Here is an 11,654-nt window from a genome sequence, read left to right on the forward strand (position 1 = left end):
GAAGGTCCGGCGACAGAAAGCCGCCGGACTGAATTCATCTTAGAAGATGATCATTCGATACCCAGTTCCTTGCGGACTACCTCGTAGTTGTCGCGCAGCGCGAGCTGGCCAGCCGTCAGGATCAGCTTCTCAGGTTCTTTGCCGTTGGCTACCCACTCATACATGTTGAGTGCGGTTTCGTAGCCATGGCGCTTCGGCGAGATGATCACAGTGCCGAAGAAGCCCGTTGCCGTCGGCTTCTTGAACTCGTTGATTGCCGAATCCGCACCGCCGATGCCGACGCCGATCATGCTGTCGGCGGGGATGCCAACCGTTTCGGTGGCGCGAACAGCACCAAGCACGGCTTCGTCATTGAGGCCGACTGCGACCCACTTCTTGATACCAGCGTTCTTGTTGAGCACGACCGTGGCCGCGTTGAGGGCGGCTTCCGTATCGGTCTTGGCCTGAGGGGCGTCGAAGATGTTGGTTTCCGGGAACCCGGCAGCCTTGAGCACAGAGAGGGCACCATTCACACGGTCAACGGCAGTCGGAAGCTGGTCGTAGGAGACGCGGATTACGCCCACTTCCTTCACGTCCCAACCGCGCTTCTTGACCTCGTCGGCGATCGTCTGGCCAACGGCCTCACCGATCTTGGTCGCCGAGATACCCATGTGAGGCACGTCCTCAAGCGGGCTGCCATCGGCGTTTACCAGGCGGTCGTCGACGGTCATGATCTTGAGGTCATTGGCCGCGGCCTTGGCTACGATGCCTGGTCCAAGCTTGACGTCAGGAGTGCAGATGATGAAGCCCTGAGCACCCTGTGCTCCCAGGTTGTCGATGGCGGACTGAACCTTCTCACCGTCTTCCGCACCGATCTTGACGAGCGTGAAGCCCTTTTCCTTGGCCGCTACGTCGGCGAACTTCCATTCGTCCTGGAACCACGGCTCTTCGGGCTGCTTGACGATGAAGCCAATCTTGACGTCGGCCGCGAATGCCGAACTTGCGGCCATCAGAGCCACGGTCCCGAACAAAACTGCTGCACGAAAAATGCGCATTTCTCTCTCCCTCCTGGTGGAAACACTATGCCTCCCTGGCATGTAGATGAACTATTTCAATTTATCATACCAGTCAATTGCTATTGTATGAAAAATTGGCTACATGCCTTGGTAGCGGGAGGAATGCCGCGTCGATGTGCCACAGAACCGCGTTTGAGCTGACTTCGACGCGCCGAGGAGAGTACGGATGAAGATTACAAAGTTAACGACATACATCGTTCCGCCGCGCTGGTTGTTTTTGAAGATCGAGACCGACGAGGGCATTGTCGGTTGGGGTGAACCGGTCGTCGAAGGGCGCGCTCTAACCGTCGAGGCGGCAGTGCACGAGCTGGCAGACTACCTCATCGGCAAGGACCCGTTCCTGATCGAGGACCACTGGACGGTGATGTACCGCGGCGGCTTCTATCGCGGCGGAGCCATCCACATGTCGGCGCTTGCCGGAATCGATCAGGCGCTCTGGGACATCAAGGGCAAGGCACTGGGGCAGCCGATCCATTCGCTGCTCGGCGGCCAGGTGCGCGACAAGATCAAGGTCTACTCCTGGATTGGTGGCGACCGCCCGGCAGATGTTGCAGCAAATGCCAGGGAGGTCGTCGCTCGCGGGTTCAAAGCGATCAAGCTCAATGGCTGCGAAGAGATGCAGATCGTCGATACGAACGAGAAAATCGACAAGGCTGTCCAGACAATCGCGACAATCCGGGAAGCAATCGGCCCGCACATCGGAATCGGTGTGGATTTCCATGGTCGCGTTCACAAGCCGATGGCAAAGGTTCTCGCCAAGGAACTGGAACCTTACAAGCTCATGTTTATTGAAGAGCCCGTGCTCTCCGAGCATCGCGAGACGCTGAAGGAAATCGCCAACCATTGCTCGACCCCGATCGCGCTTGGGGAACGTCTCTATTCGCGCTGGGATTTCAAGTCCGTGCTGGCGGACGGGTATGTCGATATCATACAGCCGGACCTCAGCCACGCTGGCGGTATCACAGAGTGTAGAAAGATCGCCGCGATGGCAGAAGCCTATGATGTCGCCGTCGCGCCGCATTGCCCGCTCGGTCCGATCGCGCTTGCTGCGTGCCTCCAGGTCGATGCTGTCAGCTACAACGCCTTCATCCAGGAGCAGAGCCTGGGTATCCATTACAACACGGGCAACGATATTCTGGATTACATCTCCAACAAGGAAGTGTTCCATTATGCCGACGGTTTCGTCAGCATTCCGCAAGGCCCAGGTTTGGGTGTCGAGGTGAACGAGGAGTACGTCATCGAGCGGGCCAAGGAAGGTCATCGCTGGCGCAATCCGATCTGGCGTCACGAAGACGGCAGCTTTGCCGAGTGGTGATAGTGCGCATCTCTCAAGCCCAGCTGAGGACACTTCTCGATCGACCGTTATGGATCATGGTCCAGAGGGCTAAGCTGTGACACTCGTGGATATCGGCTTAGGATCACTTTCGCTTCGGGTAAGCACCCATGGGGGATCGATCCTTGGCCTGTGGAAGCAGGGCGGCGGCCGGAGAGTGCCTTTGCTCAGACCTGCACCCACAGTCGATGCAGGCGCACCCGAAGCGTCCTGCTTTCCGCTTGTCCCCTTCGGTAATCGCATTAGGGGCAACAGGTTTGTCTTCGACGGAGCTGTGTTTACCCTTCGCCCGAATACCGAATGGGACCCTCACTACCTCCACGGAGATGGTTGGCTAGCTGACTGGCACCTCGGCGGCCGGACCCACAGGTCGATCGAGATGAGCTTCGAGCACGGGGGCGGGCACACGCCCTATGAGTATCTGGCGAGCCAGTGCTTTACGATCGACGATGACAGCCTGACAATCGCGATGACGGTCGAAAATCGCGGTCGTCAAAAATTACCATTCGGTCTCGGCTGGCATCCATATTTCCCGCTGACGCCCCAGACCACACTTGAGGCCCGCGCCGAGGCATTCTGGACGGAGGTCGAGGGATGGCTGCCAGGAGAGCGGACGAGCATTCCAGCGGATCTGGACTTCAGCCGAGCCATCGGTCTGCCTCATCGATGGGTCAACAACGGATTTGAGAACTGGAACGGCCACGCGAGAATCTCGTGGCCCGAGCATGGCGTCTCTCTCAGTATGGAGGCTGATCCGATACTTCGGCACGCTATCCTTTTTCTGTCGGACACGACCTTCGATCCCGGGTTCAAGCGGGATTATTTCTGCTTCGAGCCCATGTCTCACCTGGCGAACGGGCACAATTTACCGGGCCTTGGTGGGCTTACGGTTCTCGCACCGGGCGAGTCGCTTATGGGAGGTTTCCGTTTGCGGGTCGAGACAAGCTGACGGATGGCATACGGTACAGGCATACAACGGTTGCCGTACAGCAGGTGTGAACCGGGATGGCGGCATTACAGGAAAGTCGGAGGAGGAAGCATTCATGTCGAAGCGGCTGTCAGGCAAGCGCATCATGATAACGGGCGCGGCACAGGGCATTGGCCTTGCCATTGCCAAAGGATTTGTCCGAGAAGACGCAAGCCTACTTCTCATCGACCGTGACGAGGCTCTCCTGAACGCCGAGGCATTGAAGCTGCGAGAAGAGGGCTATCGAGTGATAGCACACGCGGTGGACATCACGGATGGCGCCGCGATCAGACAGGCTGCCTGCCAAGCTTCCGACGATTTTGGCCAGATAAACGCATTGGTGAACAATGCCGGGGTCAATGTTTTCTCGGAGGCGCTGGAAACGACAGACGACGAATGGAACCGTTGCTTCGACATCAATCTGAAAGGGGCGTGGAACTGCTCGAAGGCGGTTTTACCCGGGCTGATCGAGCAGGGGGGTGGGGTGATCCTCAACATCGCATCCACCCATGCCTTCACGATCATTCCACATACGTTTCCATACCCCCTGGCCAAGCACGCCCTTCTCGGCATGACGAAGTCGCTGGGACTGGAATACGCGGCGAAGAACGTTCGCGTGAATGCGCTGGCTCCTGGCTATGTCGCCACGCAGAAGGTTATCGACTACTGGAATAGCTTTCCCGATCCCGAGGCGGCGAAGGCCGAGACGATGAAGCTTCATCCCAGCGGAAGAATTGCATCTCCTGAAGAGATCGCAATGGCGGCGGTTTTTATGATCTCCGACGAGTGCCCGTTCATGAACGCTACCTGCCTCACCGTAGATGGGGGCTTGAGTGTCCAACAGCATCCGGCGTGAGTCCCCGCAGTCATGCTTGTCCGATGAATTTATATCGCTGGCCTAACTAGCTTGTTTCCCGACTCCGCGATCTGATAGAAAAGTGGCGTCAAAGAGTGAGGAGAATCGTGATGCGCTCGGCGCAAAACATCGGAGAAACGAGCGCTTCTGGAGGCCAGCGCCCCCGGGTGATGCCCGATGTGACAAGAGCGCTAGCCGAGGAAGTTTTGTCAGGAAAATACGCTCCCGGCACTGCGCTTCCCACTGAAAACGAATTGGGGACTGCGTACGGAGTCAGTCGCACGGTCATAAGAGAGGCGATCAAGGTTCTCGCCGCTAAGGGTCTGGTGGTGACGCGGCCCCGGGTGGGTACGGTCGTTTCTGACCCGGACAATTGGAGCCTGCTGGATCCTCAGGTGATCAGCTGGCACGGACCAGGGCTCTTCGATGCTAACCTCCTTGGCGCGGTCCTGGAAACCCGACGTGTGCTTGAGCCGCTCGCTGCCAGTCTGGCCGCTGAGCGGGCGACCCTCCGCGAGATCGCTGACCTGGATGGCGCTTGGCAACTCATGAAAGAAGCCAGCGAGGACGTCGAGAAGTTCTCAGCTGCCGATGTCGAGTTTCACCGTATTCTTTATCGAGCCAGCCACAATCCCGTTCTGAGGCAGATTAGCAGCCTGATCGATGCAGCCCTCACCTACTCGTTCGAGACCTCCAACAAGACCGTCTTCAATCGTGACGATGCCGTTCGGTGTCATCACGTCGTGGTGGAAGCGTTACGCATGCGCGATGTCGATGGTGCCGGAGCGGCTGCGAGCAAGCTCATAGAACAGGCAGCCCACGATATCGATCTTGCGGGACGCAAGGCCAAGGATTCAAAGGGCGAGGACTAGCGTCTGGCTCACGACTCGTCGCTAGCGGCGGCGCATCGAGGAGGTCCAATCGGGAAGCCCCGCTCGTTGTGTCGTCGGGGCGTCGCAAACGACTTCCGATTTTTGGTGGCATCGAAGCGTGAATAATATTAGAATTCAGCGCATTAGTGGCAGTATCTGCTGTAGAGCGCGAGGTGTGAACACTGGGTTTTGTTCGGCTTCTCTGAGAGAAGGAAACATGCCCGGTTTTCACCCGAAGTCGAGCTGCGTCTGACTGAGGTGGAAAAATTCCACTTCCGCTGCTGAAGTCACGGCGCTTCGAACAATAGCGGAAACGCCCCCTAGTTCGCCCCGATATCCAACCTGGACCGGAGCTACTTGGTGGCCGCGATCCGTTCGCTCGAACGTGGTACTTGCTCCAACCGATCGTCATTTTCGCACCTGGGACGAGTTTTACACCTTCCCCTCAGAGAAATAATGGCCAATCACGTCCATGGGATTGACCTTGAGTGTCCTGCAGACGGCGATAAACATGCCGATGGAGAGCCGGTTTACACCGCGTTCGTATCTCTGAACTTGTTGAAATGAGACCCCAAGCGCAGTGCCCAATTCCGTTTGCGTCATTCCAACGCGCAACCTCATCGCCCGAACGCGCTCGCCCATCTCCTTGTCCGTGTCCCCGGATTTTCGTACAGTCGTATCCATGATTTCCTTTTCGCGTGGTGGTTTTCCCATAAAGGACTAAGGACAGAGTTTAACCCTTTGTTTTCGTTTTTCTTTCGACAAATAGCCGGACTCTTGGCGCCTTACGTGGTCGCGAAAGAGAGATCGCACCATCTGGCGTTGTCGTGCAACTCGCCAGCGCGAGCGAGATCGCCACGGCGCCGAGACGCCGAGCCAATTCATTCATTTTCACTGTGATAAAACCCCTCAATGCCCTCGGGGTGAACATCGCAGAAATTAAGGCGACGTCAAATTTCACGTCAAGATATCGTTAACGCAACGCTTGGAACGGAACACGAGCGTCCACTGCGCCTTGTACCTCGCACAAGCGGCCAATGGCGCGAGATCGACAGCTTCGCCACGATGGCTCCGCAACACTTGTGGACAGAACCCCTTCACGATGCCTTGAACCATTGCCTTGGCTCAGGAAGCAAAGCGTCGCCGACTGCAAAACCTCGGCGCAGGCGCTCCCAGACTACCGAGATAAGCACTGCCGATTCCGAGCTTGGTTTTGCCCGGACCAGTATCAGCGGCCATGCGCGGTTCGCAACCGTAAAACCAAGCTGGCCAGAGCTTAATGGCACTTTGGCGTCAACCACCGCGCCACCGGGAGGATTCTGGGGGACGTAGCTGCAGGTGCTCCGAGCCCCTAGATTTGCGTCTATTGGCTATCTTCCGTTCGACCCCAACGCGGCCCATCTATTCTTCCAGCTCGTGTCCGGAAAATCAGACGATCATGAAGGCCTTTCGCGCGCCCACAAACCTACCATTCACGTCATTCAATTTCACAGCAAGCCATAGCAACTGATTTGTATTCGTCGCGCTGAGTTGAGCTAGCGCTACTAGTGATCTTACTCTGTCAGTGCTCGGCGAAGAGGTGTCCGGATCTATTCTGACTTTATAGGTGCTAGGATCGGTGCTGCCATCTGGATTCGAAACGTCATCACTTCCATCCGCTTTCGTCGATAGATAGAAGTACAAAATTCGATCAAGGCCTTTACCTATCATTTTGAAGGGCGTCCTGACTAGCAATGGAGCAACTACGGGCTCAGGCCCCGATGTCGGATCAAGACGGTCTATTGTGACTTCTGTAGGCCTGAATTTTGGAACGACGGCTACAATATCGTCATCCAATGTTACGACGACCCACAGGTCTTTATCTGTGGGAGAGTTCATCGCTGGCGTGGCAATCAGGGACAGTACCTTATCCGTAGCGGGCGAGGAATCGTCAAACTTTATTTCAATTTCCGAAACCTCGTCACTGCCATCTTTTTCTGTAGACACATACACCTTCATGTCCGAACTGAGACCTTCACCTAGAATTTTAAAGGGCGTTCTTACAAGTAACGGAGCAGCTACGGTCTCCGGCTCAAGGCGCTCAATCTTAGCTTTAGCGGTTTTGGTTGGCATGCCAGCCTCCTGGTCCAATTTTTGAGTTCATCAATCGCTATCGCCGGATCGTCGAGGCAAGAAACCACCTGACCTTGACATTACCCCTCCCGATCTGGACATAGCCCCGCCCGATCTGGACATCCCGCCGCTCGCCATCCCCCTTGGATCGGTCGAAATCTCAGCCTCCAGCAGGATTCGCTCGAAGCTTCCGGTTTCCGCATCCAATCTCATCGAAAAATCGGCCTTATCGTATATCCAGACCCTCAGGTCACTGGCCAAAGCTCCAACCTGTGAACTGAGACCCGTCCGAGCGCTTGACCCTGGGGACCGAGCCAGTCTGTCGTATTCGATATTGCCGTCGACGTTCCTCGGGGGCGGATCGTCAGGTATTATGCCGTCACCGTGAACAACGAAAATTGCGGGCCGGCCGAGTTCCATGAAACTTCCTTGGAACGAGAAAGCATATATCCGCGCCAGAAGCGCGTCGGACGATGCAAGCTGCTCCATTAAGAAGTTGTTTTTTCCTGTCTTTGGAATGCTTTGATTTGGATAGATGGCCGCGCCCCTGAAGAGTAGATCACTAAGGGGACGCCCGAACAAATGTATCGTGGATACGCCCAACAAGGTCTCGCTGTCTGCCACGTTTCCCTCCTACTTGATTATTGACTGTCAGTTTGCTTTGAGAGCAAAAGTCTCTCGCGATAGCTCATCTTCGGAAGCTTTAGATAATCGATCGGCAGCAACGTGCGCGCGGAGAAGAAATGGCTGCTGTGCGCGTCGCCCTGGAGGTGCGCTTCGGCGTGCAACACGCCGATTGCACGGTTTCTGAAGTTTTCGCTGATGATCCTTGTGAAACGACCGCCACTTTTTTCTGAATCAACTGCGAGCACGGTTCTTGCTACGTCGCCATAGTCGAGAAAATCGGGAGCGAGAGCCCACAAAGTCTGGGCTAGGTAAGACCCGACTGTGTTTCTTGCATCGAGCAGTGCTTCCACAAATCCGTCCGAGTTGCGCGCGAAGGCGCGGTCGAACGCATGTTGCACCGTAGACTCGGCGGTTGGATCGAACTCGGCGATATCTGCGAGTGTTTCAACGTCACGCGGAAGAATTCCTCGAGCGACCAGACCCTCGTGAAAGATGTCGACAAGGATGTCGAATATCGCGCCCGTCAACGGCTGCGACAGTTCATGTTCGTCCTTCCAGCAATGGATGAAATCGGCCATTGTCCGATCGTTGCTTGCCGAGCGTATCTGGCGATGCGGTGAGAACTCTGAAAATCGCGCTAAGCGGTTTGCGCGTTGGAGATTGCCGTTTGTCTCTATTAGCACACTCTCGATCACAGACGGAAAATGCATCGCGGCGATTAGGGAAACGCAGTCCGAGAAGGCCTCCTGGAATCCGAGATACTCGGGGTATTCAGTTCCAGGGCTTGGTACGCCAAGGACACTGAAGATAATTGCGTGTCCCACTTCATGGGCAACTACGTCGAAGTCCAAGCTGAAAGGAAGGACACGTCCATCTTTTTCGAACTGACTCCCGATCTCGAGAAAGCCATATCCGTATTGGGCATTGTCCCATTCCGGCAAGATAGAGATTTCAAGGCGAGGGCAGTGATCTCGAAAATGCCACAAAAGCCGCTGCCCAAGATAACCCTCCCACACGTCGAGCGTAAACCGTACGCAACCGAAGACATGGGCAGCTTCAAACCCAGGCATAGAAGGTCGTAGATAGTCGAAGTTGCCGTACCGGTCGGGTGCGGGCGGCTCCAGGATTTTTCCCTTCCAGGGTGGCAGATAAATATACGGGGTCCCAAACGGCCCGCGGTTAGCTCCGTAAGCACGCGCCTTACCAACGGGCTCCACAACGAACATTAGATCATCCGCCGGACCAGCCGTTAGGCTGCCCTGCGGAGATGACACCTCAACAATCTCGGGCGTTGACTGAGCGTCCGTGAATGGAGGCTGTGCAAAAAGCCTGAACCGGCTGCCCATTTCCCCCCCGAGACTTTATATTAGCCAGACAGGCCAATAAGCTAACAATAAATTAGCTCATCGTAAAGTAGTGGATTGTATTTTTGAAAACCAGAAGAGTATTATTCCGATAGCCCAAGCAACTTTGAATACCGTGGGTGAGCGCGGACAGAATCGAGGTCGGAATCATTCTCGAACCACAACCTCATTTCCACGCCAACTTGCGGTATCCAGGTTTCCAGCAGGTCGATTGCCGTATCGATTTCGCCAAGCAGTGCGTAAGTGCACGCGGCATTATATTGGATGTTTATGTCATTGGGATCGGTAGCGAGAGAGCGCGCCAACCACTCCAGCGCTCGATCGCGGACACCAAGAAAAGCCAATGCAGTCGCTCCAAGACAGGCTACGTTGGCGTTTTCCGGATGTAATCGCATTTCCTCTTCGGCCTTCTGTACGGCAATCTGCGCGTAGCTCTTGGCCCTTTCTATCTGACCGAGTGAACGAAAGACGTTCACGAGCATCATCGGGGCAGCATAGTCGGCGGGTTTGATTTCCAACGCGCGCTGAAAATATGTCGCAGCTGGTTCAAACCTACCCTCGGTGACGCAGAATTCTGCATAGTAACGGTTGGCTTCGTGGCAATTCGGCCCGAGCAACAAGGCTTGCTCGAATGCAGTCTCGGCGTCCGTGCGATTGCCGACTACAGCCAACGCAACCCCCCGGGCGGCATGTGCCTCCGCCAGCCGGTCGTCGATAGCGAGCGCCTTCGCCGTGTTGGCAAGGATGTCATCCACCCTGATTTCCATCCCAAACTGGGATCGCAGGCGTGCATCGCAAACCGCTACGCCGGCATAAGCCCGGGCATAGCCGGGGTCCAATTCGATGGCTCGGGCGAAACTCTGTCTAGCCATGAGATGACTCGATCTCGACGCCATGTGATAGTATTCCCGGCCCCTCAAGTAGTGTGTGTAAGCCTCCACGCTCCCGGTGGGCGCGAGTTCGATTGCTCTCTTTTCCTCCGGGAGGAGCTTGACCCTGAGTTGGTCGACGATCGCCTTCGCGATCTCATCCTGCACTTGAAAGATGTCAGTGATGTCCCGGTCGTAACGCGCGGCCCATAGGTGACCGTCGCTGGCTGCTTCGATCAGTTCGGCATTGATCCTTACGTGGTTCCCGGCCCTGCGGACACTGCCCTCGACTACGTATTCGACACCCAGCTCCCGGGCGATACGCTGCAAGTTCTCGTTTCGGCCCTTCCAGGTGAAGACCGTGTTGCGGCTCAGCACGAACAGGCCTGACACATTTGATAGATCGGTAATGATGTCCTCGGTGATGCCGTCGCTGAAGAACTCCTGGTCGGAATCATTACTGATGTTAGCAAATGGAAGGATCGCTACCGAGGGCTTATTGACGGCCGCTCGTGTGTGTCCGCTGGCGGCACGCGAAAGCACTGCCCCTGAGGTTTGTTTGCCCCAATCGGCAAAGTACACGTGCACGGGACGAGAAATATTCTTGACGGTCCTGTGACCTTGGTCAGCAAAGTCGAGACCGAGCTTATTGCCAATTTCGTGGCGCACTGGGGACGAGCATGCGATACCGCCGGGAGTAGCAAGAGCTTGCAGTCGCACGGCCACATTTATGCCGTCGCCGTGAAAGTCGTCCGTCTCGAAGACGACGTCGCCCAAATTCAGACCAATTCGAAACTCGATCTGCTTGTCCGGGGGTATCCCGCGATTGCGCTCCAACATGCCACGTTGAATTTCAACGGCGCACCGCGCGGCGCTGAGTACACTGGCGAATTCAACCAGAAAGCCGTCGCCCATGACTTTGATTATATGCCCACTGTGGTTTGCGACAGTCGGATCAAAGAGCTCACGTCGAAGTAGACGGAGGGCATGAAGTGTGTCCTCTTCGTCGGCCTCCAACAGACGGCTGTAACCCACCACATCGGCAGCCAGAATAGCCGTTAATCGACGTTCAACATGCTCGGCGCACATGCCCGTCCCCCAACCTACATCTCAGCAATATTACTCAAAAAAGCGACCTAGCCAACAGTATAGGATCGCTTGGACAGATAGGAAGGTTGCGATGCAAGGAGAGCTAAGTTGGGGTAACCTTGGTCCTGCAACTCGACTACAAGTGGAGCAAACGAAGAAATCACTGAGGCGGTACTCTCGCTGGAGACGTTTTCTTCCTTCATTGCCAACAGTGGCCCATTCGGGATAGCCTCGTCGATTGGACCAATCGACGAGGATGTGGGGCGTCAAATTGTGATCGTGGACTTGCCGCAAGGTCCGGAACTTGGACGACAGCGTCGATGAGACGAGCAAGACGGCTGCTAGCACGTTCAAGGTCATCCAGCTCGGAGGGCCGGGGGGTCGTTCAGTGCCTCGACTGCACGAAACACCAGGCCTTAGATGAGACGTCCCGTCTACTAAAGGCTCAGCCCTTCCATCATCCGAACCTCCGGCCTATTTCCAGAGTGTTTATATCCTTCTCGGCCAACT

The 11,654-nt window shown here is 56.0% G+C and carries 10 protein-coding genes; 4 read left to right on the top strand and 6 right to left on the bottom strand.

Annotation, left to right across the window (positions count from 1 at the left end; genetic code table 11):
- Positions 1–50 precede the first annotated feature (50 nt).
- Positions 51–1,034, bottom strand: coding sequence for an arabinose ABC transporter substrate-binding protein (locus AC1DE4_RS17340; RefSeq protein ID WP_025660836.1), 984 nt, complete (start codon positions 1,032–1,034; stop codon positions 51–53).
- 187 nt (positions 1,035–1,221) lie between these two features.
- On the opposite strand from AC1DE4_RS17340, the gene dgoD reads away from it, so the two are divergent.
- The 4 genes from dgoD (at position 1,222) to AC1DE4_RS17360 (ending at position 5,083) form a co-directional block, all read left to right on the top strand.
- Positions 1,222–2,370, top strand: coding sequence for a galactonate dehydratase (gene dgoD, locus AC1DE4_RS17345; RefSeq protein WP_477882211.1), 1,149 nt, complete (start codon positions 1,222–1,224; stop codon positions 2,368–2,370).
- Between the two features lie 85 nt (positions 2,371–2,455).
- The gene (locus AC1DE4_RS17350; protein WP_477882336.1) at positions 2,456–3,337 is read left to right on the top strand and encodes an aldose 1-epimerase; all 882 of its coding nucleotides are present in this window, start codon (positions 2,456–2,458) and stop codon (positions 3,335–3,337) included.
- A gap of 94 nt (positions 3,338–3,431) precedes the next feature.
- Entirely contained in the window at positions 3,432–4,211 is a 780-nt protein-coding gene (locus AC1DE4_RS17355) for an SDR family oxidoreductase (RefSeq protein WP_477882213.1), read from the top strand.
- Positions 4,212–4,321: 110 nt separating this feature from the next.
- The gene (locus tag AC1DE4_RS17360) at positions 4,322–5,083 is read left to right on the top strand and encodes a FadR/GntR family transcriptional regulator (RefSeq protein ID WP_477882215.1); all 762 of its coding nucleotides are present in this window, start codon (positions 4,322–4,324) and stop codon (positions 5,081–5,083) included.
- A gap of 432 nt (positions 5,084–5,515) precedes the next feature.
- On the opposite strand, the gene AC1DE4_RS17365 is transcribed toward AC1DE4_RS17360, so the two are convergent.
- From AC1DE4_RS17365 to AC1DE4_RS17385, 5 genes are all read right to left on the bottom strand, one after another.
- Positions 5,516–5,767 (bottom strand): helix-turn-helix domain-containing protein, encoded by a 252-nt coding sequence (locus tag AC1DE4_RS17365; protein WP_477882217.1) that lies wholly within the window; start codon positions 5,765–5,767, stop codon positions 5,516–5,518.
- Positions 5,768–6,511: 744 nt separating this feature from the next.
- Positions 6,512–7,195 (bottom strand): hypothetical protein, encoded by a 684-nt coding sequence (locus tag AC1DE4_RS17370; protein ID WP_477882219.1) that lies wholly within the window; start codon positions 7,193–7,195, stop codon positions 6,512–6,514.
- A 30-nt stretch (positions 7,196–7,225) separates the two neighbouring features.
- Entirely contained in the window at positions 7,226–7,819 is a 594-nt protein-coding gene (locus tag AC1DE4_RS17375; protein ID WP_477882221.1) for a hypothetical protein, read from the bottom strand.
- 17 nt (positions 7,820–7,836) lie between these two features.
- Entirely contained in the window at positions 7,837–9,168 is a 1,332-nt protein-coding gene (locus AC1DE4_RS17380; protein WP_477882223.1) for a gluzincin family metallopeptidase, read from the bottom strand.
- Between the two features lie 101 nt (positions 9,169–9,269).
- Positions 9,270–11,144 (bottom strand): adenylate/guanylate cyclase domain-containing protein, encoded by a 1,875-nt coding sequence (locus tag AC1DE4_RS17385; RefSeq protein WP_477882225.1) that lies wholly within the window; start codon positions 11,142–11,144, stop codon positions 9,270–9,272.
- Positions 11,145–11,654: the final 510 nt, after the last annotated feature.

Source organism: Rhizobium sp. 10N414 (assembly GCF_056394785.1).

Coding starts and splice junctions, on each gene's coding strand:
- AC1DE4_RS17340 (WP_025660836.1), bottom strand. CDS start 1,034: ATGCGCATTTTTCGTGCAGCAGTTTTGTTCGGGACCGTGGCTCTGATG.
- AC1DE4_RS17370 (WP_477882219.1), bottom strand. CDS start 7,195: ATGCCAACCAAAACCGCTAAAGCTAAGATTGAGCGCCTTGAGCCGGAG.
- AC1DE4_RS17355 (WP_477882213.1), top strand. CDS start 3,432: ATGTCGAAGCGGCTGTCAGGCAAGCGCATCATGATAACGGGCGCGGCA.
- AC1DE4_RS17380 (WP_477882223.1), bottom strand. CDS start 9,168: ATGGGCAGCCGGTTCAGGCTTTTTGCACAGCCTCCATTCACGGACGCT.
- AC1DE4_RS17360 (WP_477882215.1), top strand. CDS start 4,322: ATGCGCTCGGCGCAAAACATCGGAGAAACGAGCGCTTCTGGAGGCCAG.
- AC1DE4_RS17385 (WP_477882225.1), bottom strand. CDS start 11,144: ATGTGCGCCGAGCATGTTGAACGTCGATTAACGGCTATTCTGGCTGCC.
- AC1DE4_RS17365 (WP_477882217.1), bottom strand. CDS start 5,767: ATGGATACGACTGTACGAAAATCCGGGGACACGGACAAGGAGATGGGC.
- dgoD (WP_477882211.1), top strand. CDS start 1,222: ATGAAGATTACAAAGTTAACGACATACATCGTTCCGCCGCGCTGGTTG.